Here is a 26,904-nt window from a genome sequence, read left to right as displayed (position 1 = left end):
ATTTCCACGCCGGTCGGGAGGAGGGCACCATGTCGAGCCCGGAGCTGCCCTGCGACATCTGCGGCGAGCTGACGGTCTTCGAGGCGCCGCCGTGCGCCGACGGCCATGGCGGCGACTGCCCCGAGCTGTGCTGCACCGGCTGCGGCGCCGCCGTGCTGGTCGGTCCGACCCCGCTGGCGCCCTCCGGCGTCGCGTCCCGGGCCGAGCAACCGTCCCGGGCCGGCGACGCCGCCCGGGCCGAGCAACCCGCCCCGGCCCCGGATCCGGCCCGGCCGGACGGGCCCGTGCGCTGGCCGCACCCGCTGGTGGCGATCACGCCGGATGGGTACGGGCGGGACCGGCCGCGGCGGGCCGAGCCGGCGCGGCGCCGCTCAGCCGGCGGCGCGGGCCGCGTGCGCGACCTCGATCCAGCGGGGTAGCACCGCGGCCGCCGCGCCGGAGTCGATCGCCTCGGCCGCCCGTTCCAGACCGGCCCGCATCGCCTCGACCAGGTCGCCGTCGAGGCCGCCGGCGACCGCGAGCGCGGCGGCGCTGTTCACCAGCACCGCGTCCCGGACCGGTCCCGGTTCGCCGGCCAGCAGCCGGCGGGCCACGTCCGCGTTGAAGGCGGCGTCCCCGCCGCGCAGATCGCCGGGGACGCTGCGCGGGATGTCCAGGTCCACCGCGTCCAGCACGGCCTCCGTGACGGTCCCGTTGCGGGCCAGCCAGACCCGGGTGGGCGCCGTGGTGGTGAACTCGTCCAGCCCGTCCTCACCGCGCAGCACCAGCGCCGTGTCGCCGCGCTCGGCGAAGACCGCGGCCAGCACCCCGGCCATCCGCTGATCGAAGCAGCCCACCGCCCCGGCGTGCGGCCGGCCCGGGTTGGTCAGCGGGCCGAGGAAGTTGAAGAAGCTGGGCACGCCGAGTTCCCGGCGGGTGACCGAGGCGTGGCGCATCCCGGGATGGAACCGGGGGGCGAAGCAGAAGCCGATCCCGGCCTCGGTCACGCAGCGCCGGACCGCCTCGGGGCCGAGATCCAGCGGCAGGCCGAGATGTTCCAGCAGGTCGGCGGTGCCACAGAGGGAGGACGCCGCCCGGTTGCCGTGCTTGACCACCGGTACGCCGACCCCGGCCAGCACGATCGCGGTCATCGTGGAGATGTTCACCGTGTGCTGCCGGTCGCCGCCGGTGCCGACCACGTCGACCGCCTCGGCGCGTACCGCCGGGGGAAGGTCGACCGTGACGGCCTGGCCGAGCATCGCCTGGGCCAGGCCCGCGACCTCCTCGGGGTTTCGCCCTTGGCGCGCAGCGCCATCGCGAAGCCGGCCATCTGGACCGGGGTGGCCGACCCGGTGATGATCTCGTTCATCGCCCAGGCGGTGTCGGCGGCGCTGAGATGCTCACCGCGCAGCAGCGCGGCCAACAGATCGGGCCAGGTACGGTCGCCCACGACGAGTCTCCCGGTGACGAGGTCTGGTGGCGGGATGCCGGGTCAGGATTGTGCCCCGGTCGGGCCGGCTCGGCTAGGGCTTTCCCACCAGAAGATCCGTCAGCGGACCGGCGCGGCCCCCGCGGCGCGCTCGCGCAGCAGCCGGGCCACGGTCTGTCCGGTGGCCACCGGGTCGAGGGGTGCACGAGGGTGGCGTCCACCCGGGCGTACGCGGCCAGCCAGCGGTCCGCGGCGCGGGCGATCACCACGCAGGTCGGCGGGGCGTCGGGCCGGTCGTCCTTGATCTGGCGGGCGATGCCGAGCCCGCCGCCGGGGGTCGCCTCGCCGTCGAGCAGCATCAGGTCGATCTCGTACTCGTCGACCAGCCGGACGCACTCGTCGTAGTCGCTCGCCTCGGCGAACTCCACCGAGATGTCGGGGGCAGGGCGGGTGCCCACGGCCAGCCGCATCCGGTCGCGGACATCCTGGTCGTCGCTGTAGAGCAGGATGGTGTAAAGACGATCGCTCATCGGTCGCTGGCTCCCACCTCGTAGCTGCCCGCCGATCGTACCGGGCGGTCACCCGGCCCTCCCGGGGCCCCGGGACACCGCCCTCGGGATGCGTGTTCGGGACGAAGTTGGGCACCCCGCCGATCGGCGGCGTGGATCAGGGGCAATAATGACCGCGTGACTGCGGCCCCAGCGATTGACAAGAGCCGGATCCACTCACTGACGCGTCCCAACATGGTCAGCGTCGGGACGATCGTCTGGCTCTCGAGCGAGTTGATGTTCTTCGCGGCGCTGTTCGCGATGTACTTCTCCATCCGGGCGGCTGCTCCGCAGGAGTGGGCCGAGCACACCGAGGTGCTGAACGTCCCGTACGCCACCACCTTCACGGTGATCCTGGTGCTCTCCTCGGTGACCTGTCAGCTGGGTGTCTTCGCGGCGGAGAAGGGCGACGTGTTCGGGCTGCGGCGCTGGTTCGCGCTGACCTTCGTGATGGGCCTGATCTTCGTGCTCGGCCAGCTCAACGAGTACCGCCACCTGGTCGAGGAGAACGTCAAGATCAACGGTGACGGCTACGGGTCGATGTTCTACCTGACCACCGGATTCCACGGGCTGCACGTGACCGGTGGTCTCATCGCCTTCATCATCTTCATGATCCGCACCACCATGGGCCGCTTCACGCCGGCCCAGGCCACCTCGGCGATCGTGGTCTCCTACTACTGGCACTTCGTCGACGTGGTGTGGATCGCTCTGTACGGCATGATCTACTGGCTGCAGTGATCTTGGCGCTGTCACATATCGCGCCCCCGCGCTGTCTGAGTAAACAAAGGTCGAGAAACCGTTAAGGACACAGGCCATGACATCTGACACCCCCGGCGCGCGATCCGGCGCCGGCCGCACGGGCCGGACCGGGTCGCGCGGCCCGCTCGCGCGGTTGCGTCGCGGGCCGTCCGCCCCGCGTGGCAGGGCCCGACGGCGGCTGGGCGCCGCCGTGCGGCTGCTGACCGCGTTGACCCTGGCCGGCGGCGTGTACTCCGTGTTCGCCCCGGGCCTGCAGGCCAACGCCGAGGACACCACGCAGCTCAGCGGCGCCGCCGTGGACGGCAAGGCGCTGTACGACGTCAGTTGCGTCTCCTGCCACGGGTCCAACGGCCAGGGCGTGCAGGACCGCGGTCCGAGCCTGGTGGGCGTCGGTTCGGCGGCCGTGGAGTTCCAGGTGGGCACCGGCCGGATGCCGATGGGCCGGCAGGAGGCGCAGGCGCAGCGCAAGCCGCCGGTCTTCGACGACGACCAGGTCCGGCAGATCGGCCAGTACATCCAGGAACTCGGCGGCGGCCCGCAGGTGCCGCAGGACATCACCCTGGGCGACGCGGCGGAGGGCGGCCGGCTGTTCCGGATCAACTGCTCCTCCTGCCACGCCTTCGGCGGTGGCGGCGGCGCGCTCTCCTCGGGCAAGTTCGCCCCCAGCCTGCACCCGGCCACCGACCGGCAGATCTACGCGGCCATGCTGACCGGCCCGCAGAACATGCCGGTCTTCGGCGACAACCAGTTGCGGCCGGACCAGAAGGCCGACCTGATCGCGTACGTCCAGGAGACGCTCAAGCAGCAGAAGGACCCGGGCGGTTTCAACCTGGGCCGGTACGGCCCGGCCACCGAGGGTCTGGCGATCTTCCTCGTCGGGATCGTGGCCCTGGTGTTCGCCGCGCTGTGGATTGCGGGGAAGTCATGAGCCAGCGGAGCGCGCAGCGCAGCGAGGTGACGGCATGAGCAACGCGCACCAGGTGCGGGACGGGGCGGACGTCCAGGATCCCGCGCTGTCCCGGTTCGACGTCGTGCGCGAGGGCGCCCGACTGGACGACATCGAGATCGTCCACTACGAACCGCCGTTCCCGGTGCCCGGCACCAAGCAGGAGCGCCGGCTCACCCGGACCATCGCGGGCATGTTCCTGCTGGTCGGCCTGCTGGCGACCGCCTTCCTGGCGATCTACATCTGGTGGCCGTGGCAGTTCAGCAAGAGCGGCTGGCTCTACTACACGCCGCTGCTGGGCGTGACGCTGGGACTGGCCCTGCTGCTGGTCGGGATCGGCCTGCTCGCCTGGGGCAAGAAGCTGATGCCCAAGGAGGTCTCGGTCCAGGACCGGCACACCGGGCCGTCCCCGGAGGCCGACCGGCGGATCGTCGGGGAGACCCTGGTGTACGTCACCGACGAGCTGGGGGTGCGCCGGCGCCCGCTGCTCGGCCTGTCCCTGCTGGCCGGGCTGGCCCCGGTGGGTGCGGTGGCGGCGGCGCCGCTGATCGGTGGGCTCATCGAGAACCCGCACAAGAACAACCAGATGTTCACCACCGGCTGGGCGCCCCGGGAGGGCAACCTGATCCGGCTGACCCGGGAGGACGGCACGCCGATCCGGCCCGAGGACGTCAGCGCCGGCGGCCAGATGACCGTCTTCCCGGGCATCCCGGGCGGGCACAGCAACGAGTACGCCGACTCGCCGACGCTGCTGATCCACCTGCGTACGGACGCCGCGCAGACCGCCCGCGCCGCCAACGAGCGCAAGGGCAAGCAGGACTACATGTACGGCAACTACATCGCGTACTCGAAGATCTGCACCCACGCCGGTTGCCCGGCCAGCCTGTACGAGCAGCAGACCAACCGGTTGCTCTGCCCGTGCCACCAATCGCAGTTCCTGATCGTGGACAACGCGACACCCGTCTTCGGCCCGGCCAACCGCCCGCTGCCCCAGCTTCCGCTCGATGTGGACGCCGAGGGCTTCTTCGTGGCAAAGTCGGACTTCACCGAGACGGTCGGACCGGACTTCTGGGAGCGGCCATGAGGCGCCGAAAGACGGACGTAGCGGCGGTACCGGCCAAGCTGGCCGGTGGAGTCGACGACCGGTTCCAGGTCGCGACCCCGCTGCGGGGCATCCTGAACAAGGTCTTCCCGGACCACTGGTCGTTCCTGCTCGGTGAGATCGCACTCTTCTCGTTCATCGTGCTGCTGCTCACCGGCACCTATCTGACGTTCTTCTTCGAGCCGGCGATGACCGAGGTGGTCTACCACGGCAGCTACCGCCCGCTTGAGGGCACCACCATGTCCTCCGCGTACGCGTCGAGCCTGAACCTCTCGTTCGACATCCGCGGCGGCCTGGTGATGCGGCAGATGCACCACTGGGCGGCGCTGCTGTTCATGGCGGCGATCGTCGTGCACATGCTGCGAATCTTCTTCACCGGCGCCTTCCGGAAGCCCCGCGAGGCGAACTGGATCATCGGCGTCCTGCTGTTCTGGACCGGCTTCCTGGCCGGCTTCACCGGCTACTCGCTGCCGGACGACGCGCTGTCCGGCACCGGCCTGCGGATCGCGTCGGCGATCATCCTCTCGATCCCGGTGGTCGGCACCTGGGTCAGCTCGTCGATCTTCGCGGGCGAGTTCCCGGGCACGATCATCATCAGCCGCTTCTTCATCACCCACGTGCTGCTGATCCCCGGCGCCCTGCTGGCGCTGATCAGCGTCCACCTCGGCCTGGTGTTCAAGCAGAAGCACACCCAGTGGCCCGGCCCGGGGCGGACCAACGAGAACGTCGTGGGCGAGCGGTTCTTCCCGCGCTATGCGATCAAGCAGGGCGGGTTCTTCATGATCGTCTTCGGGGTCATCGCCCTGATGGGCGGCCTGTTCCAGATCAACCCGATCTGGCTGTTCGGGCCGTACGAGCCGGCGGTGGTCTCCGCGGCCAGCCAGCCGGACTGGTACGTGATGTTCCTGGACGGCTCCACCCGGCTCATGCCGGGCTGGGAGATCCCCATCCCGATCGGCAACGGGTACGTCATCCCGCCGATCTTCTGGCCCACCGTGGTGCTGCCGGGCATCCTCACGGTCCTGCCGATGTTCTACCCGTTCATCGAGGCGCGGCGGACGAAGGACCACCGCATCCACAACCTCCTCGAACGGCCGCGGGACAACCCGGGCCGGACCGCGCTCGGCGCGATGGCGGTGACGTTCTACGTCGTGCTGACGCTCTCCGGCGCCAACGACGTGATCGCGGACAAGTTCCAGATCAGCCTGAACGCGATGACCTGGGCCGGCCGGATCGGTCTGCTCCTGCTGCCGCCGTTGGCCTACTACGTCGCCTACCGGCTCTGCCTGGGGCTCCAGCAGCACGACCGGGAGGTGCTGGCGCACGGCGTGGAGACCGGAATCATCCGGCGGCAGCCCGACGGCCGCTTCTACGAGGTGCACCAGCCGCTCGCCGAGGCGCACGGCGACGGTCACGACGGGCACGCCGCGCTGCCGTACGCCGGCTGGGTGGTCCCGAAGAAGATGAACCGGCTGGGCGCGCTCGGCCCGGCCATCCGGGGCTTCTTCTTCCCGATCGAGAAGCCGGTCGAGGCCCCGGTGTCACCCGGGCACCCGCCGGTCGCCGACCGTCCGGCACCGCAGGAGATCGGCAGCGGCCAGTCCGGGGAGCACTGACCGGACCCGTACCGGAAGGGCCCTTCCCGTCGCGGCACGCGACGGGAAGGGGCCCTTCCGTGCGTCCCCGACCCCTCCGGGCGACCTGCGCGCCAGCGGTTCCGGTTACCCCTTCCCGGTCGGCGCCATGCCGCCGGCCGGGCAGCGACATTCGGCTCGGGAGGATCCGCGTGTGCCGGCCCGGACCGGGTACCCGTGCGGTTCAACGACCAAGGGGGGAACATCATGTTGGGCGTGAAACGGCTGGCGGTGATCGCTGGGCTGGCGGTCATCGGCCTCGCGCCGGCCGCCGCGGCAGCGGCAACGGCCACCCAGGAGACCGCGGCACCATCGGGCTCCGCGTCGCCGTCACAACAGGATGGGCAGTACCTGCAGACCATCCACCAGGTCAATCTGGCCGAAATCGCCAGTGGCAACATGGCGCAGCAGAAGGCGTCGAACCAGCAGGTCAAGGACCTGGCGACGCAGTTCGTCACCGATCACACCCAGCTCGACCAGGCGGTGCAGAGCACCGCCTCGCAGGCCGGGGTGACGTTGCCGAACTCGCCGACGAACGACCAGCAGGCGGTGCTGAACCAGTTGCAGGGGCTGAACGGTCAGGCGTTCGACAACGCCTGGGTGACCGCCCAGGTGGCCGGCCACCAGCAGGCCATCCAGGCCACCGAGGCGGAGGTCAACCAGGGCTCCGACCCGGCGGTGAAGCAACTGGCCCAGCAGGCGCTGCCGATCCTGCAGGCGCACCTGGAGTCGCTGCAGGCGCTGGCGCAGAGCCTGGGCATCGCCATGCCGGGCCCGTCCGGCACGCCGAGCCCGGGGGTCAGCTCCGGTAGCGCGAGCCCGACCGGAGGCGCCACCACGTCGCCGGGCACCGGCAGCACCGAGTCGCCGGGCGCCGGCGGTGCCACCGAGGAGCCGACCGAGACGCCGACCCCGGCCACCACCTGAGCGGGGGACGACCGGCTCATCCGGTACGGGTGGGTCCGCCGACCTGGCGTCGGCCGGACCCACCCGTACCCGTGTCAGTCCGCCCCGGCGAGGCCGATCGCGAAGGTCTGCTCCAGGTCGTGCTGCGAGTACGCCCGGAAGGCGATGTGCGACTCGGTGTTCGTCACACCGGGCACCTTGGAGATCCGCCCGGCGATGACCTCGGCGATCTGGTCGAACTCCCGGACCCGCACGATGGCGATCAGGTCGGTGTTGCCGGCGACCGAGTAGACCTCGCTCACCCCGGGCAGTTCGGCCAGCGTCTCGGCGACCTCGGGGATCGAGTCGGTGGCGCAGTCGATCAGCACGATCGCGGTGATCACCGGTGGTGCTCCTCTCCTGGAGACTGTTGGGGAACCACGCGGCGACCGCTGCGGGTCCAGGCGACGGGGACCGTCCCGCTCATGTTAGGCCGTGCCTGCCGGGCGCCGGCCGGTCCGCGTCGCGACCGGCAGCGTCCGGCCGCCGCCGAACCGTACCGCCGAACGCAGCCGCTCGGCCGGGTCGACCAGCTCGCCGGGCCACACCACGGCGCGCTCGACGGTGCCGTGCACCACCGCCGAGGGCCCCACCACGGCCTGCGCGCAGGCTCCGGTCACCGTCGCGGTCGGATCGATCAGGTTGGCGCCGCCGGCGGCGTGCAGGTTGGCCGCCAGGTAGTCGGCCGGGGTGCCGGTGTCCAGGTACGTCCCGGCGAACGGCACGATCTCCAGCTCGCCGGCCGCCTCCGCCGGCCGCCACACCGCCCGGACCAGGTTGGGCTCGTCCGCCGGGAGCCGGTGCACGTACCGGGCCGGCAGCAGGGAGAAGCCGGCGAAGCGGTGTCCGCTGAACTCGCCGGGGTCGTCCGGGTCGGGCACCGGCACCCCCAGCAGCCGTACGGTCCGGCCGTCCCAGCCGTCCAGCAGCGCGGCGATGTCGGCGCCCGGCGGTCGGGCCGGGTCGGCGAGGTACCCGTCGGCGTTGCCGACCAGCACGCCCCGGTCCGCGGTCCAGTCCCGCAGCCGGGCCAGGCCGCCGGCCGTGCCCAGCGGCGGACCGGGTTCCACCGACAGTCGGGCCCGCGCGCCCACCCGCCGGACCACCTGGTCGGCCAGGTGGCAGGCGTTGACCGCCACGTCGTGCGGGCCGGTCAGGCCCAGCCCGGCGACCCGGGCCAGCGCCCGGTCCAGCAGGGCCACGTTTCCCACCGGGCACAGCGCCTTCGGCAGGTGCTCGGTGAGCGGCCGCAACCGCCGCCCCTCGCCCGCGGCGAGCAGCACCGCGCAGACCGGCGGGCGTGCCGCCGCCCCGCGGGGCCGGTCGTCCGGGCCGCCGACCCGTCCGGCCCGGTCACCGCGCCGGCCCGCGGCCACCGGCGGCGCGCGGGCCGATGCCGTAGAGGCCGAGCAGCCGGGCGGTGTTGGTGGTGAGCGTGGGCAGCCCGTCCACCGGGTGCCAGGCCGCCTCGTACACCTCCGCGCCGTCCACCACCAGTTCGACCCCGGAGGCGGGGATCCGGGCCGTGAACACCATGTCGACCCAGCCCTGGGCGTGCACGATCGCGTTCGGGACCGCCGGTGCGAGCTGGTCCGGCCGCAGCCGTACCCCGCTCTCCTCGGCCAGCTCGCGGGCGGCGCCGACGACCGGCGGCTCGGCCCGGCGCAGCAGGCCCGCCGGCAGCCCCCACTTGCGTCCCGGCGGCTGTCGCAGCAGCAGCAACCGGCCCGGCTCCGGCGCGTCGGCGTCCCAGACGACGGCGACCGCGCCGACGATGTACTTGGGTACGGCCAGCCGCACCAGCCGGTGTCGGAACTTGACCGGCAACCGGTAGAAGACGCGGTACAGGACGGCGCGGGGAACGCGGGCGAGGGCTGCGGTCACGATTCCAGGCTAGAGGTTGCCGGCGGGGGGTCGGGCGGGCCGGTCAATCCGGATCGTCCACCAGGGCGATGAGCTGCTCCACCACGTCCTCCGGGGCGAGCGTCCGGTCGAAGACCGCCACCAGCATGGTGTCCACGTCCGGATAGCCGCGCTCGTCGGCGAGCTGGCTCAGCGGCCGGTCGCTGGCCAGGCCGCGGTTGTGCCGGCGCAGCGCCAGCCCGACCGCCGCGCGGCCGAGCCGTACCTTGTCGGCGATCGAGATGCCGGGCTCCTCGTGCTGGGCGAACCACCTGTTGATCTGGAGCTGGGCCTGCGGGGACTTCACGAACCCGAGCCACTCCCGGCGGGGGCCGGGCGGCGCCACCGCGAGGTCCAGTTCGGCGTGCGCGTCGCCCTCGGTGAAGATCTCCACCACGTCGCCCTCGCACAGTTCCGAGCTGAGCGGGGCCAACCGGCCGTTGACCTTCGCGGCCAGACAGTGATCCCCGCGGTGCGGGCCGAGTTCGTACGCGAGGTCGACCGGCGTCGACCCGGCGGGCAGCACCACCTGGCGGCCCTCGGCGAAGACCTGTACCTGTGACTCGGCCAGGTCGCAGCGCAGCGACTGGAGGAACTGGCTGGAGTCCGCGGTCTCCTGTTCCCAGTCGAGCACCCGGCGCAGCCAGGCGAGTTGCTCGGCGCTGGGCGCGGAGCCGGCGCCCGGCTTCGGGTAGCGGAAGTCCGCGGCGATGCCGTACTCCGCCGAGCGGTGCATGGCGGTGGTCCGGATCAGGACCTCCACCGACCGGTTGTCGGGGCCGCAGACGGTGGTGTGCAGCGAGCGGTAGAGGTTGTTCTTGGGGGAGGCGACGTAGTCCTTGAACCGGCCCGGCACCGGCCGCCAGAGCCCGTGGATGGCGCCCAGGGCGGCGTAACAGTCGTTGTCCGGGCCGTCGACCACCACGGACAGCCGGGGCAGGTCGTACGGCGTGCTGTGGCCGCCGGCCACGGTGTCCTTCCAGATCGAGTAGAGGTGCCGGGGGCGGGAGTCGACAAGCGCGGTGATCTTGTCGCGGCGCAGCACCACCCGCGCCTCCCGGACCACCCGGGCGAGGTACGGCTCGCGGTCCCGCTGGGCGCCGAGCACGTACGCCTCGATCCGGGCGTACTCCTCGGGTTCCAGGTGCATGAGCACCGCGTCGTCGAGGTCCCGCTTGAGCATCTGGATGCCGAGCCGGTCGCAGAGCGGCACCAGCACCTCGGCGGTGGCCCGGGCGATCCTGGCCCGGGAGGCCGGCGAGCGGGCGTCCAGGGTGCGCATGTTGTGCAGCCGGTCGGCGAGCTTGATGATCAGCACCCGGACGTCCTTGCCGGCCGCGATGATCATTTTCCGGATCGTCTCGGCCTCGGCCGCCTTGCCGTAGAACTCCTTGTCGAACTTGGTCACCCCGTCGACCAGCAGCGCCACCTCGGGTCCGAAGTCGCTGTCCAGCGCGTCCAGCGTGTACCGGGTGTCCTCGACGGTGTCGTGCAGCAGCGCCGCGACCAGCGTGGTGGTGTCCGTTCCCAGCTCGGCGCAGATCTGCGCCACCGCGAGCGGATGGGTGATGTACGGCTCGCCGCTCTTGCGGAACTGCCCCCGGTGCATGCTCTCGGCGATCGCGTACGCGCGGCGCAGCACCGCGGCGTCACCGTTGGAGTGCACGGCCCGGTGGGTGCGCACCAGCGCGGTGACCGGATCGGTGTCGGCCGGCGGCCAGGACAGCAGGGTGCGCAGCCGCCGGGCCAGCGGGAAGTCCGCGGGGAGGGAACCACCGAAAGCGGCGCCGCGACCGGCGTCGACGTCCACCCGGGACACCTCCTCACCCGGCTACGCCACCGCCGCTGAACCGAACGGGCGACAGCGGGCCACGAATCGGGCACGACTGCACTTCTCTACCAGAGTAAGCGAGCATCGGTTGGCCGAATGGGTGGTTACTCATCGTCGTTCGGCTACCAATTGCCGGCGGCCGCCTCCGCGGTGGTCAACAGGTCGCGGAACCGCGCCGCGCCGCGGACCGGCGAGGCCCACGGCTCCGACGTCGCCACCAGCCGGGTCTCCGGCCGTTCCAACCAGGACAGGATGCGTTCGGACTCCTCGGCCGTGGCGTTGGGCACCGGCCCCGGACCGGGACGCACGGTCTCGGCGGTGGCCAGCACCTGTTCCAGGGTGGCCCGGGGCGGCACCCCGGGGCGGGCCAGGGCGGCCCCGGCCAGCCGGCCGTGCCGGACCACCGCCAGCTCCCAGCCGCCGTCCCCGCTGCGCCGGGCGGCCGACAGCTCGGCGATCCGGGCCAGCCCCAGCAGCCGCTGCATCCGCATGGTGGCCCGCAGCACCGCGGCCAGCCGGCCGCGCACCACGGCCGCCTCCTCGTACCGCTGGGCGCTCGACAGCGTCTCGATCCGCTCCAGCAGCGCCGCCACCACGGCCTCGGGGTCCTCGGTGGTGGCTCGGCGGAACTCCCCGGCGGCTCGCCGCTCGTAGTCCGCCACCGAGATCCGGTGCTCGCACGGCGCGGCGCACCGGCCCAGCTCGGCCAGGGCACAGGCCGGCAGGGTGCTGCGGGTGGACAGCCGGTGCGTGCACTGGCGCAGCGGCAGCGCGTCGTGCAGGGCGTCCGCGGCCAGCCCCGCGGCCCGGCGGGAGGTGAACGGGCCGAGGTACGCCTCGTCCCCGGCGGACAGCTTGGCCACCATGGACAGCCGCGGGTACGCCTCGGAGGTCAACTTCAGCCACACCACCCGCTGCGGATACTTCGACCGCCGGTTGTACGGCGGCGCGTGCGCGGCGATCAGGCGCAGCTCGCGCACCTCGGCCTCCAGCGCGTGCGCGCACTCCACGGCCTCCACCCGCTGCGCCGCGGCGAGCATCTCCGAGATCCGGGCCCGTTTCTCGGCCGCCGTGAAGTAGCTGCGCACCCGGGTGGCGATGTCGACCGAGGTCCCCACGTACAGCGGCCGGTCGTCGGCGGCCCGGAAGATGTAGACGCCCGGAACCCGCGGCAGCCCGTCGGCCAGGTGCCGCTTGCGGCGCTGCGCGGGGCTGACCGCCCGGCAGAACTCGATCGCCCCGCCGATCGTGTCCACCCGGTGCCCGCCCAACCGGCCGATCAGGCCGTGCAGCACGTCGACGGTGGCCTGCGCGTCGGCCAGCGCGCGGTGGCTGGGCTGGCGGGGAGTCCGGAAGTACGCCGCGAGCGTGCCCAGCTTGCGGTTGGGCACCTCGTCGGTGGTCAGCGCGCGGCGGGCCAGCGCGGCGGTGTCCAGCACCCGCGGATTGGGCCAGGCGTAGCCGTGCCGGGCGCAGGCCGCCTTCAGGAAGCCCACGTCGTACGGGGCGTTGTGCGCGACCAGCACCGCGTCGCGGAGAAACTCCAGCAGGCTGGGCAGCACCTGCTCGATCGGCGGCGCGGGCAGCAGCATCGCCTGGGTGATCCCGGTCAGCACGGTGATGAACGGCGGGATCGGCTCGCCCGGGTTGACCAGGGTGGCCAGCACCCCGAGCTCCTCGCCGCCGCGTACCTTCACCGCGCCGACCTCGGTGATGCCGCCGCCGTCCGGCGAGCCGCCGGTGGTCTCCAGATCGAGCACCACGAACGTGGTCCGGTGCAACGGGAGATCGTCAGGAATGCCGGCGGGCGAATCGAACAGGCCCTCGATGGTGTCCTGGACGTACTCGGGTTGTGCCACGGCGGCAGGCTAGAAGCCCCGTACGACACTTCCCCACGCAGGGTGGCCGATCCGGGCGGTAACACCGCAGGTCGCCCATTGACTCGACGTACCGGGCGGGCCGCTGGACGGCGGTGGGAGACTTGTCAGATGTCGCACCCCGAGCCCAGCCCGGACAGCCCAGCCGGCCCGGTGGCGACCGGCCCGACCGGCGCCTCCGCGGCGCCGTCCTGGGCCGGTGGCGACGCGTCCAAGGCGCCGTCCTGGGCCGGTGGCGACGCGTCCGGGGTGGCCGCCGGGGCTCCCGGTCCCGCCGATCCGGTCGACGGTGCCGGGCCCGAGGCCGGGACCGGGGCGCAACCGGCCCGCGAGGTGGAACCGACGCTGCCCGAGCCCGCCCGCCAGCGGGTCATCACGCTGGCCGCGGCGGCCCTGCCCGCGCTGCCCGGCGAGGAGGTGCCGGTGCCGCTGCGCCGGGTGGCCAAGTTCGCGCCGAACCGGCGCGCCCGGCTCGGCGGCGCCGCGATCGCCGCCCAACTCGCCGCGGACCCGCTCTTCCGGCAGCGCATCGGCGCCCGCGCGCTGTCCGACGCCGGGGAACTGGGTGCCGCGCTGAGCGCCGGCACGGTGCCCGCGGCGGCGGATCCGGTGCAGGTGGCGGCGCTGGCGTACCTCATCCGGCCGCCGGGCTGGGTGGATCTCGTGGCGGCCAGCGGGGCGGCGGTGCGGGCCGAGGCGGACAGCGCGGCCGTGGCCGAGTCGGTCCGCGAGGCGGAGCAGCGGATCGCCCGCGCCGAACACGACCGCGCGGTGGCCCGGGTGGAGGCCGACAAGCTGCGCGACGAGCTGGCCCGGGTCCGCGAGGAACTCGGCCAGCTACGGGAGGAGACCCGGGTGCAGGCCCGGGCGCTGCGGGAGGCGCAGGCACAGCAACGCCGGCTCGGCGAGCTGCTGGCGACCGAGAAGGGCCGCGCCAACCGCGCCGCGGCCGACCACGACAGCGAGCTGCGCCGGCTGCGCGCCAGGCTGGCCGAGGCGGAGAGCGCCGCGGGCGCGGCCCGGCAGAGCGCGAAGGAGGCCCGATCGGTCGACGACGCCCGGCTGTGGCTGCTGCTGGAGACCATCGGCCAGGCGGCCGTGGGGCTGCGTCGGGAGCTGGCGCTGGATCCGGCCAGCCGGTTGCCGGCGGACTTCGTGGCCGACGAGTTCGCGGCCCGACCCGGTGACCGGCCGGCGGGCCGCTCGGGAGCGCGGGCGCTGGACACCGACGATCCGGCCCGGCTGGACGAACTGCTGGCGCTGCCCGGGCGCACCTGGTGGTGGACGGCTACAACGTCACCAAACGGGGCTTCGGGGAGATGTCGCTGGAGCAGCAGCGCAAGCGGCTGATCGGCGGCCTGGGTGGGCTGGCCGCGCGGACCGGCGACGAGGTGACCGTGGTGTTCGACGGCGCCGAGCGGGTGCACGGCCTGCCGCCGGCGCCCCGCGGGGTCCGCGTGCTGTTCTCCCGCAAGGGGGAGACCGCGGACGAGCTGATCCGCCGGCTCGTCCGGGCCGAACCGGCCGGCCGGCCGGTGGTGGTGATCTCCTCCGACCGCGAGGTGGCCGACGGGGTACGCCGGCACGGCGCGTACCCGCTGGGGGCCGACGCCCTGCTGCGCCGGCTGGCCCGGTCCTGACCGCCCGCGCCCGACCCCGCCCGCCGCGCTGCTCCCGGCGCACCGGCACGCCCCCACGATCCCCGGAGCCGGTGGGCCGGCAGGTCGCCGCCCCGGGCGGTGCGGCGGGGCGTACGGGGGATGGCCGGTTCGTGCCCGCCGCGAACGGCCTGACCGGTTTTGTCGTACCCCCCGACTAGCGTCGATGTCACGGACGGTGGCCAGCTCACGACCAGGGGCCGCCGGCGTACGTGAGGAGGGGCGAGACGCGATGCTCATCGACTGTGATACCTGCGCCGTCCGCGGGCGATCCTGCGACGGATGCCTGGTGAGCGCACTGATCGAGGCGCCGGACGGCGGCCTGACCGCCGCCGAGGAGCGGGCGATCGAGGCGTTCGCCCGGGCCGGGTTCGACGTCGAGGTGCTGGCCGCGCCGGCGCCCGTCGCGGCGCCGCTGACCGGCCGCGCCCGCCGCCGGCACGTGGCCTGACCGCCGCCGGCACGTCGCCTGACCGCCGCCATCTCGCCGGGCCGTCGGCATCGGGCCCGACCGTCGGCCGGACTCCGCCGCGCTCCGCGGGGATCCGCGAGGCACGCCCTAGGATGGGCCGACGCGCACCGGCGGCGGGAGGAGCGGGCCGATGAGTCCACGGGCATGGGCGGCGGCGACCCTGATCGGGATCGCCGTGGCCCTGCTGCTCGCGGCGCTGCTGCTGGTGCCGTGGAGCCGGCCACCGGCGCCGCGGGCCGACCAGCTGGCGGCCCTGCGTGAGCTGCCGGCCAGCCAGGTCGCCCGCGGTCGCGCGTTCGCCGCCGCACTCCGACCCGCCCGGTACGCCTCGATGGCGATCGGGCTGCTCGTCGCCCTGCTGCTCGGTCTCACCCCGCTCGGGTCCGGCCTGGTCCGCCTGGTCGGCCGCCCGTTCGGCGGGCACTGGGTCGCCGAGGCGGTGCTCGGCGGCATCGCCGTGATCCTGCTGGCCGACCTGGTCACCCTGCCGTTCGCCGCCTGGCGGCACACCGTGGTGGTCCGGTACGGCCTGTCCACCCAGGGCTGGGGCGGTTGGGCCGGCGACCTGCTGCGCTCGTACGCGGTGACCGCCGTGATCGGTGCGGTGGCCCTGTTCGGCTTCTACGGCGTGACCCGGCTCGCCCCGCGCTGGTGGTGGGCGTTCGGCGCGGCCGGGGCGGCGGCGCTGGTGGTGCTGCTCTCGTTCATCCTGCCGGTGCTGGTGGAACCCGTCTTCAACCGGTTCACCCCGATGGAGCCGGGTCCGCTGCGCACCGAGCTGCTGGCCCTGGCGCAACGGGACGGGGTGCCCGTGCACGACGTGCTGGTCGCCGACGCGTCGCGGCGCAGCCGGGCGGTCAACGCCTACGTCTCGGGTCTCGGGCCCACCCGGCGGATCGTCGTCTACGACACCCTGCTCGCCGAGGCGCCGCCGGCCGAGGTGGTGGCCGTGGTGGCGCACGAGCTGGGGCACGCCCGGGACCGGGACGTGGTCAGCGGCACGGTGCTCGGCGCGCTCTCCGTGGCGCTGGCGGTGGTGGCGGTCCGGCTGCTGGGGGAGTGGTCCGGGCTGCTCCGCGCGGCCGGGGTGGAGCGGGCCGTCGGCGCGGACGGCATCGCGCAGCCGCAGGCGCTGCCGCTGCTGCTCGCGGTGCTGGCGGTGGCCGGCATCGTCGCGGCCCCGGCGCAGGCCCTGCTCTCCCGGCGGGTGGAGGCGCGCGCGGACGCGCACGCGCTGGCCCTCACCGGCGACCCCGACGCCTTCGAGGCGATGCAGCGGCGGCTCTCGGCGGTCAACCTCAGCGACCCCGACCCGCCCCGCTGGGAGTACCTCTACTCGGCCAGCCACCCGTCCACGGTGGAGCGGATCGCGGCGGCCCGGGCGTACCCGCGGCAGGCCGGCCGGTGAACCGCACCCTGCTGGTCACGAACGACTTCCCGCCCCGGCCCGGGGGGATCCAGGTGTTCGTGCACCGCCTCGCGCTCGGCCAGCCGGCCGACTCCGTGGTGGTGTACACCTCCTCCTGGCGCGACGCCGCGGCGTTCGATGCCGAACAGCCGTTCGAGGTGGTCCGCGACCCGACCTCGGTGCTGCTGCCGACCCCCCGGGTGGCCCGCCGGGCCGCGGAACTGGCCCGGGACCGGGGCTGCGACACCGTCTGGTTCGGCGCCGCGGCCCCGCTGGGGCTGCTCGCCGACGGGCTGCGCCGGCGGGCCGGGGTGGACCGGGTGGTGGCGCTGACCCACGGGCACGAGGCCGGCTGGACGAGCGTGCCGGGCAGCCGGCCGCTGCTGCGCCGCGTGGCCCGGGGGGCGGACGTGGTGACCTACCTGGGCGAGTACACCCGGCGCCGGCTCGCGCCGGTGATGGATGGGCTCACGCAGTTGCGCCGGCTCGCTCCCGGGGTGGACGTCGAGACGTACCACCCGGGGGTGGACGGCGGCCCGGTGCGGGCCCGGTACGGCCTCACCGACCGTCCGGTGGTGGTGTGCGTGTCCCGGCTGGTGCCCCGCAAGGGGCAGGACGCGCTGATCCGCGCGCTTGCGGCGGTCCGCCGCCGGGTGCCGGACGCGGCGCTGCTGGTCGTCGGTGGCGGGCCGTACCGGTCGAGGCTGCAACGCCTGGCCCGGGAGTCCGGCGTCGAGCGGGACGTCGTCTTCACCGGCTCGGTCTCCTGGGCCGAGCTGCCCGAGCACTACGCGGCCGGCGACGTGTACGCGATGCCCTGCCGGACCCGCAACCGCGGCCTGGACGTGGAGGGGCTGGGCATCGTCTACCTGGAGGCGTCGGCCACCGGCCTGCCGGTGATCGCCGGCGACTCCGGCGGGGCGCCGGACGCGGTCCGGGACGGCGAGACCGGTTTCGTGGTCGGCGGGCGGGACGGCGCGGCCCTGGTCGACCGGCTGGTCACCCTGCTCACCGACCGGTCACTGGCGGCCCGGATGGGCGCGGCCGGGCGGGCCTGGACGGATCGGGAGTGGCGCTGGGACCGGCAGGCCGCCCGGTTGGCCGAACTGCTCGCCGCCTGAGCCCCGCTGCCGGAGCGCCGGCGCCTGCGTAGCGCCGCCTGAGCGCCGCCGCCCTGCGTACCGTCGCCCGAGTGCCGCCGCCTGAGTACCGTCCGCGTCCCGGCCCGGACCCGCGACGGGGTCGGGCCGGGACGCCGGACGGTCGATCAGAAACGGTCGATCAGAACTTGGGCGCGTCCGGTGCCTCAAGCAGCCCGAGCCGCAGCGCCGTCATCAGCGCCTGGGCGCGGTTGGCGGCGCCGAGCTTCTCGTAGAGCTTCGAGATGTGCGTCTTGGCGGTCGACTCGCTCACGAACAGCTGCTTGGCGATGCCGGCCACGCTCATGCCGTCGGCGAGCAGCCGCAGCACCTGGCCCTCGCGGGGACTGAGCTGCGGGCCGGAGGGGGCGAGCCGGCGCTTCATCGCCTCGGCGAGGTCGGCCGCGGTGAACGCGCTGGGTGACGAGGCCGCGTGCCGGGCGGCGGCCACCACCTCGTCGGCGGGGGCGGTCTTGGGCACGAACGCGCTCGCGCCGGCCTCCAGGGCACCGAAGAGCTGGTCGTCGCCCGCGTACATGGTCAGCACCACGATCCCCATGGTGGAGCTGGACTTGCGTAGCGCCCGGGTGGCCTCCAGTCCGCTGCCGTCGGGCAGCCGGAGGTCCATGATCACGACATCCGGTTGGAGGGCCCCGGCCTGCCGGACGCCCTCGGCGGCGGTGGCGGCCTCGCCAACCACCTCGAATTGCCGGTCTCGTTCGAAGGCGTGCCGCAGTCCCTTGCGGATCAGGTCGTGATCATCGACGAGCAGGACCTTGGTGCGTGTCGTCGGCATGGGGCTGGTGGTCATGTTCCGGGCTACTCCCCTTCTGGTGCGGTGCTACCGCGCACGTTGTCTCGCCGAGGGGAGGTCCCGACCACCACTGCGACGGTCGTGCCGCTCGGGTGGCGAGGACTGATCTCCAGCCGGCCCCGGATACGTTCCGCCCTCTCTGCCATGATCGCAAGACCGTACCGCCCGTCGGGCCGCTGGTCAGCGATGCCCTGACCATCATCCGACACTTCTATTCGGGCGTACGGGGGATCCACCTCACAGGTGACCCAGAGATTTGCCGCACTCGCGTGCTTTCGGGCGTTGGTGACCGCTTCCTGGGCTATCCGGAGGAGTTCTGCCTCGGTCGCGGCCGGCAGCCGGGCGGTCGACTCGTCCAGCGACAGGTGCACGCGCAGCCCGGCGGAGGCACCCACGGTCCGGGCGTACTCGGCGATGGCCGCCGCGAGCCCGCCGTGCCGGTCGACCTCGCTGCGCAACTCGAACAGGCTCAGCCGCAGTTCCGTGATCACCCGGGTCACCTCGGCGCGCAGCGTCCGCAGCGCCTCCTCGGTCTCCTTGGCGTCCGAGTGCACGGTGGCCAACGCGTTGTCGATCCCGTAGCCGACCATCACGAGTTCCTGCGCCACCCCGTCGTGGATCTCCCGGGCCAGCCGCTGCCGCTCCTCGTTGGTGGCCAGCGACCGGACCTCGTCGAAGAGCAGCGCCGCCTCCAGCCGCAGCGCGGCCGGATCGGTAAGCGCGCGCACCCGGGCCACCACCGGCAGCGGGTACGCGCTCGCCACGTCCGCCTCCAGGGCGACCAGGCCGACCGTCCGTACGCCCGCCACCAGCGGGACGACAAGGGCCGAGACGTCCCCGCCGGGGTGCGAGCGGGCCTGCGAGCGGTGCGCGGTCTGCGGCTGCTGGCTGGCCCAGGCGTCGGCGATCGCGGAGTCCGCGTCCAGCGTCGTCTCCCAGTCGACCCGGTCCGCCCCGCGCTGGGCGAGCACCACCAGCCGGCCGCCGCCGCTGGCCGACAGTACGGCCGCCCGGTCGGCCCGGGTCACGGTGAGCAGCTCCTCCACCAGGTGCTCGGAGATGCCGCCGGGATCCAGGGTGGCGCCGGGAAGCTGCCGCGCCACGCTGCGCAGCTGGGTGAGCAGCCGGGTCGCCTCGGCGTACGGCTGCGGCTGCGCGGCGCCACGCGCCCGGACCACCCGTTGGAAGGTGGCGGCGGTGTACAACCCGAGCGCGGCCAGCACCAGCCACTGCGCGCAGACCGCGAGGTACCAGGGCTGGACGAGCTGCCGCTCGCCGGCGGCGGCGGTGGTGACGGCCCCGCTGACCAGCAGGACGCCCGCGGTGACGCCGATCAGCGCCGACCCCTCGACGGTGCGCCGGCTCAGGGCCGCCGCGGTGAGCGGCACCGCGAGATAGGGCAGTACGGCCGAGGCGCCCCAGCCGTCGCCGGCGGCGGCCGCCGCCACCTGGCTGGCGGCCAACGCGATGATCACCACCTCGGCGAACCGGCCGAGCGGCCCAAACAGCCGGTGTCGGGGCGCCAGCGCCGCCGGGGCGCCGGCCGCGGCGAGCAGCACCACCCATTCGAGCTGGACCGGATCCCGCGTGGCGACCAGGATCAGCACCGCGACCAGCGCGAGCATGACCAGGCGCGCGGTCACCGCCAACGGATGCGGGTGGATGCGGGCGATTCTCGGCGCGGACACCTGACGGATGGTAGTCAGCTCTCGTAGATTGCCGCGATCTCCGCGGCGTATGTCTTGTGTACGACGTTCCGCTTCACCTTGAGCGACGGGGTCAGCTCACCTCCGGCCTCGGTGAAGTCGGTCGGCAGCACCCGGAACTGCTTGATGGCCTCGGCCCGGGAGACCGCCCGGTTGGCCTCGTCGAGGCACTCCTGGATCTCGGCGCGCAACTGCGGGTGCTCCCGCAGGTCCGCCACGGGGGTGTCGGCCGGGTGGCCGTGCGCGGCCAGCCAGTTGGGCCAGGCATCGGGGTCGATGGTCACCAGGGCCGCGATGAAGGGCTGTCGGTCGCCGACCACGACGCACTGGCTGACCAGCGGATGCGCCCGGACGAGATCCTCCAGCACCGCGGGGGAGACGTTCTTGCCGGCCGCGGTGACGATGATCTCCTTCTTCCGGCCGGTGATCGTCAGGTAGCCGTCGTCGTCCAGTTGTCCCAGGTCGCCGGTGGAGAACCAGCCCTCCCGCAGCGCCTCGGCGGTGGCGTCCGGATTGTTCCAGTACCCGGTCAACACGATGTCGCCCTTGACCAGCACCTCGCCGTCGTCCGCGACCCGCAGCGTCACGCCGGGCAGCGGCCGGCCGACGGTGCCGATCCGGACGGCGCCGGAGAGGTTGACGGCCGCCGCGGGCGAGGTCTCGGTGAGCCCGTAGCCCTCCTGGACGGTCACGCCGATCCCGCGGAAGAAGTGGCCGAGCCGGGCACCCAGCGGCGCGCCGCCGGAGATCGCCGCCCGGCACCGGCCGCCCAGCGCCGCCCGCAGCTTCCGGTAGACCAGCCGGTCGAAGGCCCGATGCTGGAGCCGGAGCCGCAGGCCGGGGCCGGACGGCGTGTCCAGCGCCTGGCTGTACGCGACGGCGACCCTTTCGGCCCGGCTGAAGATGTTGCCCTTGCCGTCGGCCTCGGCGCGCTGCGCGGCGGCGTTGTAGACCTTCTCGAACACCCGCGGCACCGACAGCAGGAAGGTGGGCTGGAAGGCCCGCAGGTTCTCGGCCAGGTTCCTGGCGTCCGGGGCGTGCAGCATGGTGGCCCGGGCGAACACCACGCCGATCTGGATCAGGCGGGCGAACGCGTGCGCCAGCGGCAGGAACAGCAGGGTCGAGGCGCCCTCGTGGAAGAGGTCGGGCAGCACCGGGATCGCGTTGGCGATGTCCGCGTACATGTTGCGGTGGGTCAGCGCGCAGCCCTTGGGCCGGCCGGTGGTCCCGCTGGTGTAGATGATCGTGGCCAGGTCGCCGGAGCGCACCCCGGCCCGCCGCGCGTCGACCTGCGCCGGGTCGACGGTGGCGCCGCCGGCGAGCAGCCCCTCCAGGTCGCCGGTCTCGATCTCCCAGACGTGCCGCAGGCCGGGCAGCCGGTCCCGGATGCCGGCCAGCGTCAGGGCGTGCGCGTTGGTCTCGACCACGCAGGCCACCGCGCCCGAGTCGGCGAGGATCCAGGCCATCTGCTCGGCGCTGGAGGTCTCGTAGATCGGCACGGTCACCGCGCCGGCCGCCCAGATCGCGTAGTCGAGCAGGGTCCACTCGTACCGGGTGTGGCTCATCAGCCCGACCCGGGCGCCCGGCTCGATCCCGGCGGCGATCAGCCCCCGGGCCACCGCCACCACCTCGTCCCGGAACTGCCGGCAGGTGACGTCGGTCCAGCCCGGTCCGCCGTCCGGGGCGGGCCGGACGAACTGGACGAAGTCGGGGGCGGCCGAGGCGTTCGCCCAGACCGGATCGGTCAGGTTCGCCGCCTCGCCGACGGTGACGACCGGGGGGACCGAGAACTCGCGCACCTGAACTCCCTCGTACGTACTCGTTGCCCGCGCGACGTGCTGGCGACGCGCCCGGCCTGTCGAACCTACCCGGCCCGCCCCGGTCCTGCCCGCAAGGCGGACGCGGCTGCGCCGGTGGGGCCGGGCGAGCCGCCCGGACCCCCGAGGCGGCACAGAGGGTAGCCTGCCCCCCATGGCGGAGTCCTCCACCCAGTCGATCGTGATCTCGGCGCCGTGTTCCCGGGTGGCGGAGGTGATCTGCGATTTTGCGCGCTATCCGGAGTGGGCCGAGGCGGTACGCGACGCCGAGGTGATCGAGGAATATGAGGACGGGTACGCCAGCCGGGTACGCTTCGTGGTGGATGCCGGCATGCTGGCCGACGACTACACGCTGGTGTACTCGTACGCGGAGGACCTGACCCGGATCGAGTGGGAGTTGGCCGCGCCGAGCCGGATGCAGCGCCGGCAGACCGGTTCCTACGACCTCACCGAGAACGGAGACGGGACCTGCACCGTCACCTACACGCTGGCCGTCGAGCTGTCGGTCGCGACGCTCGGGATGTTCCGTCGCAAGGCCGAAAAGATGATCATGGATGCCGCGCTGAAGCACCTCAAGCGGCGGGTGGAAGCCGGCGAGGGTACGCCGTGACGGCGTACCCGGCGCAATCGCCGCGGTGAGGGGTCGGACATGGCGCAGATGGACCCGGGCAACGCCCGGCACGAGGCGGAACGACTGGTGGCCAGTGCGCTGGCCGCGGCCCGGCTGGCCGCCGCCGGTCACCGGGTCGCGGGTCCGGTGGACCAGCTGCTCGGCGCGCTCGGCCGGTTCACCGCCCCGGCGCAGACCCCGGGGGCCACCGGCGGCCCGTCCGCCGGTCCCGCCGCCCAGGGCACCGGCGCGCGGTTCGCCACCGGCAGCGCCGAGTGCTGCGTCTGCCCGGTCTGCCGGACCATCGCGGCGCTGCGCGACCCGAGCCCGGAGTTCGCCGAGCGGCTCAGCACCGGCGCGGGTGACCTGGCGGCCGGGCTGGCCAGCCTGCTCCGCTCGCTCGTACCCCCCGGCGCGGAGGCGCCGGCCGAGGCCGGCGGCACCGCACCCACCGACGCCGACCCGGCCGCACCGAGCGACGCCGACCCGGCCGCGCCGAACGGGACCGGCCCGGCCGCGCCGAGCGACGCCGGCGCACCGCCGCCGGGCGGTGCCCGACCGGCGGCCTCGGGCGCCCCCGGACCGGCCCGACCACGCCCGGCCCGGCCCGCCGCGTCCGGCGATCCGGACCGGGTGTGGCGCGCGGCGACCCGTACCCGGCATGATGCACAGCCAACGGCCGAGCGGGACGTCTGGGCGGCCGCGACGACCGCGGATCCGGGCCGGGAGCCGGCCGGATCCGGCCCGCCGGCGGGTGCCGGCGGCGTCGCGCCCGGCCCGACGGTGCCGGCCAGCCGGGCCCCGGAGGACGCCGGCCCGCCGGACGACGACGTCCGGCGCACGGAGTGAGGGACGTCCGCCCGCGGCGGTGTATCGGGTGCCGGGTACGGCACGGCAGAGGGGAGTGGCGACGGTGGCGCTGAGCATCGGGGTCGACGTCGGCGGCACGAAGGTGGCCGGAGGTGTGGTCGACGAGTCCGGTGCGGTCCTGACCCAGATCCGCCGGGACACCCCCGCGGACGACGTGGCCAAGACCCGGGACATCATCGTCGAGGTGGCCACCGAACTGGCCACCGGGCGGCAGATCGAGGCGGTGGGGATCGGCGCGGCCGGCTGGATCGACGCGAACCGGTCCACCGTGCTGTTCGCCCCGAACATCGCCTGGCGGGACGAGCCGCTGCGGGACTACGTGAGCGCGGCCGTCGGCCTGCCGGTGATCGTCGAGAACGACGCGAACGTCGCGGCCTGGGCGGAGTTCCGGTTCGGCGCGGCCCGCGCGGCGGACGACTCGATGGTGATGTTCACCATCGGCACCGGGGTGGGCGGCGGCATCGTGCTCGGCGGCGAACTGCTGCGCGGGGCGCACGGCATCGCCGGCGAACTCGGCCACGTGCTGGCCGTGCCCGAGGGACACCTGTGCGGCTGCGGCCGGTTGGGCTGCATCGAGCAGTACGCCAGCGGCAGCGCGCTGGTCCGGTTCGCCCGGTCCGGCGCGCGCCAGGAACCGGCCCGCGCCACCGCGCTGCTCGAACTCGCCGGCGGGGACCCGGAGGCGATCACCGGCCGGATGGTCACCTCGGCGGCGCAGGCCGGCGACCCCGTGTCGGCCGAGGCGTTCGCCCAGTTGGGCCGCTGGCTGGGAATGACGATGGCCGACCTCGCGCAGATCCTCGACCCGCAGTTGCTGGTGGTCGGCGGCGGCGTGATCGAGGCCGGTGACCTGCTGCTCGGGCCGACCAACCGGTCCTACCGGGAGTCCCTGGCGCAGCGCGGCCGGATCGCGGTGGCCGAGATCCGGCCCGCGGAGCTGGGCAACACCGCGGGCGTGGTCGGCGCCGCCGATCTGGCCGGCCGCCGGTGAGCACCCCCGCGGCGGACAGCACCCCGGCGCAGGGCACCCCGGCGGGGCACGGCGACGATCCGGCGGCGCAGGGCGGCCCGGCGGCGCAGGGCGGCGGTGCGCGGCTGCGCGTGCTGTCGTACAACGTGCACGGCCAGCGGGACGACCGGGCCGCGCTGGCCGCCACGGTCCGGGCGGCGGCACCGGACGTGCTGATCGTGCAGGAGGCGCCCCGCCGCTTCCGGTGGCAGCACAAGTGCGCGGCCCTGGCCGAGGCGTTCGGCATGGTGGTCGCGGTGGGCGGGCTGCCCTCGCTGGGCAACCTGGTGCTCACCACGCTGCGGGTACGGGTGCACCGCACCTGGACCCAGCGGTACCCGTTGACCCCCGGGCGGCACCTGCGCGGTGCGGCGTACGCGGAGTGCTCGGTCGGCCCGGACCCGGACGGCACCGGGACGGCCCGGTTCGTGGTCGCCGGTTCGCACCTGTCCACCGATCCCGCGGAACGGCCCGCGCAGGCCGCGCTGCTGCGGTCCGCGGTCGGCGGGGTGCGGCTGCCGGTCATCCTCGGTGCCGACCTGAACGACGTACCGGGCGGGCCGGCCTGGCAGGCGGTGGCCGACGGGCTGACCGACGCGGCCGTCGCGGCGGACCGGGCCGACCGGCTCACGTTCCCGTGCGCCGGTCCGCGACAGCGGCTGGACGCGGTGTTCGTCGATCCGCGGATCCGGGTGCGGGACTACGACGTGCCGGACACCGCGGACAGCCGCCGGGCCAGCGACCACCTGCCGGTGCTGGCCGACCTGATCCTGCCGCCGGGCTGAGAGATCGGGCGCGGCACGGTCGCGCCGCGGCGGGCGCTGCGCGGTGCGGCGGTTGCGCCGCGGCGCCGGACCAGGGCCGTTGTTGTCGCCTTCTGCACGGCGGGGGCGCCGTCCCGATGTCGTCCGTGTGCCGACTGGACAACGGGGCGGCCAGGTATGAGGATTCTGCGGCACGTCGGCACTCGTGGCGGAGCGCGAAGGAGATCTGCGGTGTCCACCTCCACCGATCAGCCCGGCCCCGCCGCGCGGAGTTCCCGGCCGCAGGCCACCGGGCCTGCGCCCGAGCCCGGTGCCATCCAGTGGCGGGACGGCCGCCAGGTGTACGACCGCGGCGAGACCGTCTGCGTCATCGGCGCCGGGGCCAGCGGCCTGACCGCGGTCAAGAACCTCACCGAGTACGGCTTCGGCGTCGACTGCTACGAACGGGAGACCGGCGTCGGCGGCATCTGGAACTGGCGGCACGACCGCAGCCCGGTGTACGCCAGCACGCACCTGATCTCCTCGAAGCCGTTCACCCAGTACCCGGACTTCCCGATGCCGGACGACTGGCCGGACTACCCGCACCACGCGCGGCTGCTGTCCTACCTTGAGCGCTACGCGGACCACTTCGACCTGCGCCGGCACATCTGGTTCGGCACCGAGGTGGTCCGGGTGGAGCCGGCCGGCGACGACCGCTGGTACGTGACCACGCGCAGCACCGGCGGCTACGGCACCGAACGGACCAGCCGGTACGGGGCGGTGGTGGTGGCCAACGGGCACAACTGGTCGCCGAAGATGCCGGAGTACGAGGGGCTGGAGGACTTCCGCGGCCAGGTGATCCACGCCAGCGCGTACAAGGACGTCACCCAGCTTCGCGGCAAGCGGGTGCTGGTGGTCGGCGCCGGCAACACCGGCTGCGACATCGCGGTGGAGGCCGCCCAGCAGGCCACGCGGTGCTGGCACTCCACCCGCCGGGGCTACTGGTACGCGCCGAAGTACACCTTCGGCCGGCCGGTCGACCAGGTCAACGACCGGGTCCAGTGGTACCGGCTGCCGCTGCGGCTGCGGCAGTGGCTGTTCCACCGGACCCTGCGGTTGACCGTCGGCGACCTGACCCGGTTCGGCCTGCCCCGGCCGGATCACCGGGTGTACGAGACGCACCCGATCGCCAACAGCCAGCTCGTCTACTACGTCGGTCACGGCGGCATCGAACCGGTGCCCGAGGTGGCCCGGTTCGACCGCAACGCCGTGGTGCTGACCGACGGCCGGCGGGTGGAGCCGGACGTGGTCGTGCTCGCGACCGGCTACCTGCCGCGGTTCGACTTCCTCGACCCGGCGGTGCTCGGCGACGACGGGTCCGGCCGGCCCACCCTGTTCCTGAACGCCTTCCCGCGGCAGCATCCCACCCTCGCGGTGGTCGGCCTGGTGCAGCCGGACTCGGGGGTCTTCCCGCTGTCCCACTGGCAGAGCGTGGTGGTCGCCCGGTACCTGCGGCTGCGCGAGCGGGGACCGGAGCGGGCCGCCGCCTTCACCCGGCGGATCGACGCCGAGGCGTCCCGGCGCTGGCACCAGGCGAAGGTGAAGGACAGCACCCGGCACTGGTTCGAGGTGGGACACGTGGAGTTCATGCGGGCGTTGCAGCGCGCCCTGGACGACCTGGAGGTGCCCGCGTGAGTGCTCGCGCC

The 26,904-nt window shown here is 74.0% G+C and carries 22 protein-coding genes and 3 pseudogenes; 15 read left to right on the top strand and 10 right to left on the bottom strand.

Annotated elements, in window-relative coordinates; all coding sequences use genetic code 11:
* Window positions 1-29 precede the first annotated feature (29 nt).
* The gene (locus CIK06_RS20790) at window positions 30-419 is read left to right on the top strand and encodes a hypothetical protein (protein ID WP_095566232.1); all 390 of its coding nucleotides are present in this window, start codon (window positions 30-32) and stop codon (window positions 417-419) included.
* Here CIK06_RS20790 and trpD read toward each other — a convergent pair.
* Both trpD and CIK06_RS20780 read right to left on the bottom strand, forming a co-directional pair.
* Window positions 372-1,429: pseudogene (gene trpD, locus CIK06_RS20785) on the bottom strand (anthranilate phosphoribosyltransferase). The gene CIK06_RS20790 and the pseudogene trpD sit on opposite strands and share 48 nt — an antisense overlap.
* Before the next feature lie 99 nt (window positions 1,430-1,528).
* Window positions 1,529-1,938: pseudogene (locus tag CIK06_RS20780) on the bottom strand (hypothetical protein).
* Between the two features lie 156 nt (window positions 1,939-2,094).
* Here CIK06_RS20780 and CIK06_RS20775 point away from each other — a divergent pair.
* The 5 genes from CIK06_RS20775 (at window position 2,095) to CIK06_RS20755 (ending at window position 7,324) form a co-directional block, all read left to right on the top strand.
* A complete protein-coding gene (locus CIK06_RS20775; RefSeq protein WP_095566231.1) occupies window positions 2,095-2,694 on the top strand; it encodes a heme-copper oxidase subunit III in 600 nt (199 codons plus the stop codon).
* Between the two features lie 76 nt (window positions 2,695-2,770).
* Window positions 2,771-3,643, top strand: a complete 873-nt coding sequence (locus tag CIK06_RS20770; protein ID WP_095566230.1) for a c-type cytochrome — start codon at window positions 2,771-2,773, stop codon at window positions 3,641-3,643.
* Between the two features lie 34 nt (window positions 3,644-3,677).
* Window positions 3,678-4,745, top strand: coding sequence for a ubiquinol-cytochrome c reductase iron-sulfur subunit (locus CIK06_RS20765; protein WP_095566229.1), 1,068 nt, complete (start codon window positions 3,678-3,680; stop codon window positions 4,743-4,745).
* Window positions 4,742-6,379, top strand: a complete 1,638-nt coding sequence (locus CIK06_RS20760) for a ubiquinol-cytochrome c reductase cytochrome b subunit (RefSeq protein ID WP_095566228.1) — start codon at window positions 4,742-4,744, stop codon at window positions 6,377-6,379. The genes CIK06_RS20765 and CIK06_RS20760 overlap by 4 nt, the downstream gene beginning before the upstream one ends.
* Before the next feature lie 225 nt (window positions 6,380-6,604).
* Entirely contained in the window at window positions 6,605-7,324 is a 720-nt protein-coding gene (locus CIK06_RS20755; protein ID WP_095566227.1) for a DUF4142 domain-containing protein, read from the top strand.
* 74 nt (window positions 7,325-7,398) lie between these two features.
* On the opposite strand, the gene CIK06_RS20750 is transcribed toward CIK06_RS20755, so the two are convergent.
* The 5 genes from CIK06_RS20750 to CIK06_RS20730 all read right to left on the bottom strand — a co-directional run bounded on the left by CIK06_RS20750 (window position 7,399) and on the right by CIK06_RS20730 (window position 12,934).
* Window positions 7,399-7,686, bottom strand: coding sequence for an Lrp/AsnC family transcriptional regulator (locus tag CIK06_RS20750; RefSeq protein WP_095566226.1), 288 nt, complete (start codon window positions 7,684-7,686; stop codon window positions 7,399-7,401).
* Between the two features lie 84 nt (window positions 7,687-7,770).
* The gene (locus CIK06_RS20745; protein WP_095568000.1) at window positions 7,771-8,625 is read right to left on the bottom strand and encodes a sugar phosphate nucleotidyltransferase; all 855 of its coding nucleotides are present in this window, start codon (window positions 8,623-8,625) and stop codon (window positions 7,771-7,773) included.
* A gap of 70 nt (window positions 8,626-8,695) precedes the next feature.
* A complete protein-coding gene (locus CIK06_RS20740; protein ID WP_095566225.1) occupies window positions 8,696-9,226 on the bottom strand; it encodes an NUDIX hydrolase in 531 nt (176 codons plus the stop codon).
* A 43-nt stretch (window positions 9,227-9,269) separates the two neighbouring features.
* Window positions 9,270-11,054, bottom strand: a complete 1,785-nt coding sequence (locus CIK06_RS20735; protein ID WP_095567999.1) for a bifunctional (p)ppGpp synthetase/guanosine-3',5'-bis(diphosphate) 3'-pyrophosphohydrolase — start codon at window positions 11,052-11,054, stop codon at window positions 9,270-9,272.
* A gap of 143 nt (window positions 11,055-11,197) precedes the next feature.
* Window positions 11,198-12,934 (bottom strand): DEDD exonuclease domain-containing protein, encoded by a 1,737-nt coding sequence (locus CIK06_RS20730; protein ID WP_095566224.1) that lies wholly within the window; start codon window positions 12,932-12,934, stop codon window positions 11,198-11,200.
* A gap of 129 nt (window positions 12,935-13,063) precedes the next feature.
* On the opposite strand from CIK06_RS20730, the pseudogene CIK06_RS20725 reads away from it, so the two are divergent.
* The 4 genes and pseudogenes from CIK06_RS20725 to CIK06_RS20710 all read left to right on the top strand — a co-directional run bounded on the left by CIK06_RS20725 (window position 13,064) and on the right by CIK06_RS20710 (window position 17,611).
* A pseudogene (locus tag CIK06_RS20725) lies at window positions 13,064-14,592 on the top strand (NYN domain-containing protein).
* A gap of 250 nt (window positions 14,593-14,842) precedes the next feature.
* Window positions 14,843-15,061 (top strand): hypothetical protein, encoded by a 219-nt coding sequence (locus CIK06_RS20720; RefSeq protein ID WP_095566223.1) that lies wholly within the window; start codon window positions 14,843-14,845, stop codon window positions 15,059-15,061.
* Between the two features lie 151 nt (window positions 15,062-15,212).
* A complete protein-coding gene (locus tag CIK06_RS20715; RefSeq protein WP_095566222.1) occupies window positions 15,213-16,490 on the top strand; it encodes a M48 family metallopeptidase in 1,278 nt (425 codons plus the stop codon).
* Window positions 16,487-17,611 (top strand): glycosyltransferase family 4 protein, encoded by a 1,125-nt coding sequence (locus CIK06_RS20710; protein ID WP_095566221.1) that lies wholly within the window; start codon window positions 16,487-16,489, stop codon window positions 17,609-17,611. The genes CIK06_RS20715 and CIK06_RS20710 overlap by 4 nt, the downstream gene beginning before the upstream one ends.
* A gap of 160 nt (window positions 17,612-17,771) precedes the next feature.
* Here the strand turns inward: CIK06_RS20710 and CIK06_RS20705 are convergent, their stop codons facing one another.
* The 3 genes from CIK06_RS20705 to CIK06_RS20695 form a co-directional block, all read right to left on the bottom strand.
* Entirely contained in the window at window positions 17,772-18,440 is a 669-nt protein-coding gene (locus tag CIK06_RS20705; protein ID WP_095566220.1) for a response regulator transcription factor, read from the bottom strand.
* Between the two features lie 8 nt (window positions 18,441-18,448).
* Window positions 18,449-20,068 (bottom strand): GAF domain-containing sensor histidine kinase, encoded by a 1,620-nt coding sequence (locus CIK06_RS20700; RefSeq protein WP_095567998.1) that lies wholly within the window; start codon window positions 20,066-20,068, stop codon window positions 18,449-18,451.
* 77 nt (window positions 20,069-20,145) lie between these two features.
* Window positions 20,146-21,948, bottom strand: coding sequence for a long-chain fatty acid--CoA ligase (locus CIK06_RS20695; protein ID WP_095566219.1), 1,803 nt, complete (start codon window positions 21,946-21,948; stop codon window positions 20,146-20,148).
* 172 nt (window positions 21,949-22,120) lie between these two features.
* On the opposite strand from CIK06_RS20695, the gene CIK06_RS20690 reads away from it, so the two are divergent.
* The 5 genes from CIK06_RS20690 (at window position 22,121) to CIK06_RS20670 (ending at window position 26,893) form a co-directional block, all read left to right on the top strand.
* Complete coding sequence (locus tag CIK06_RS20690; protein WP_095566218.1) at window positions 22,121-22,576, top strand: SRPBCC family protein; 456 nt, start codon at window positions 22,121-22,123, stop codon at window positions 22,574-22,576.
* A gap of 39 nt (window positions 22,577-22,615) precedes the next feature.
* Entirely contained in the window at window positions 22,616-23,425 is an 810-nt protein-coding gene (locus tag CIK06_RS20685; protein WP_095566217.1) for a hypothetical protein, read from the top strand.
* 55 nt (window positions 23,426-23,480) lie between these two features.
* On the top strand, window positions 23,481-24,437 hold the full coding sequence (locus CIK06_RS20680; RefSeq protein WP_198348371.1) for an ROK family glucokinase: 957 nt from the start codon (window positions 23,481-23,483) through the stop codon (window positions 24,435-24,437).
* A gap of 104 nt (window positions 24,438-24,541) precedes the next feature.
* Entirely contained in the window at window positions 24,542-25,240 is a 699-nt protein-coding gene (locus CIK06_RS20675; protein ID WP_095567996.1) for an endonuclease/exonuclease/phosphatase family protein, read from the top strand.
* Between the two features lie 294 nt (window positions 25,241-25,534).
* Window positions 25,535-26,893, top strand: a complete 1,359-nt coding sequence (locus CIK06_RS20670) for an NAD(P)/FAD-dependent oxidoreductase (protein ID WP_232534349.1) — start codon at window positions 25,535-25,537, stop codon at window positions 26,891-26,893.
* The last annotated feature ends 11 nt before the right edge of the window (window positions 26,894-26,904 follow it).

The sequence above is a fragment of the Plantactinospora sp. KBS50 genome, assembly GCF_002285795.1.
Classification (GTDB): Bacteria; Actinomycetota; Actinomycetes; order Mycobacteriales; family Micromonosporaceae; genus KBS50.
Note: the sequence above shows the minus strand (reverse complement) of the source record. Positions and strands in the feature narration are given on the sequence as shown.

Excerpts from the sequence above, each read along its gene's own strand:
- CIK06_RS20715 (WP_095566222.1), top strand. The coding sequence starts at position 15,213 with ATGAGTCCACGGGCATGGGCGGCGGCGACCCTGATCGGGATCGCCGTG.
- CIK06_RS20770 (WP_095566230.1), top strand. The coding sequence starts at position 2,771 with ATGACATCTGACACCCCCGGCGCGCGATCCGGCGCCGGCCGCACGGGC.
- CIK06_RS20690 (WP_095566218.1), top strand. The coding sequence starts at position 22,121 with ATGGCGGAGTCCTCCACCCAGTCGATCGTGATCTCGGCGCCGTGTTCC.
- CIK06_RS20720 (WP_095566223.1), top strand. The coding sequence starts at position 14,843 with ATGCTCATCGACTGTGATACCTGCGCCGTCCGCGGGCGATCCTGCGAC.
- CIK06_RS20765 (WP_095566229.1), top strand. The coding sequence starts at position 3,678 with ATGAGCAACGCGCACCAGGTGCGGGACGGGGCGGACGTCCAGGATCCC.
- CIK06_RS20685 (WP_095566217.1), top strand. The coding sequence starts at position 22,616 with ATGGCGCAGATGGACCCGGGCAACGCCCGGCACGAGGCGGAACGACTG.
- CIK06_RS20700 (WP_095567998.1), bottom strand. The coding sequence starts at position 20,068 with ATGCTCGCGCTGGTCGCGGTGCTGATCCTGGTCGCCACGCGGGATCCG.
- CIK06_RS20760 (WP_095566228.1), top strand. The coding sequence starts at position 4,742 with ATGAGGCGCCGAAAGACGGACGTAGCGGCGGTACCGGCCAAGCTGGCC.
- CIK06_RS20790 (WP_095566232.1), top strand. The coding sequence starts at position 30 with ATGTCGAGCCCGGAGCTGCCCTGCGACATCTGCGGCGAGCTGACGGTC.
- CIK06_RS20705 (WP_095566220.1), bottom strand. The coding sequence starts at position 18,440 with ATGACCACCAGCCCCATGCCGACGACACGCACCAAGGTCCTGCTCGTC.
- CIK06_RS20755 (WP_095566227.1), top strand. The coding sequence starts at position 6,605 with ATGTTGGGCGTGAAACGGCTGGCGGTGATCGCTGGGCTGGCGGTCATC.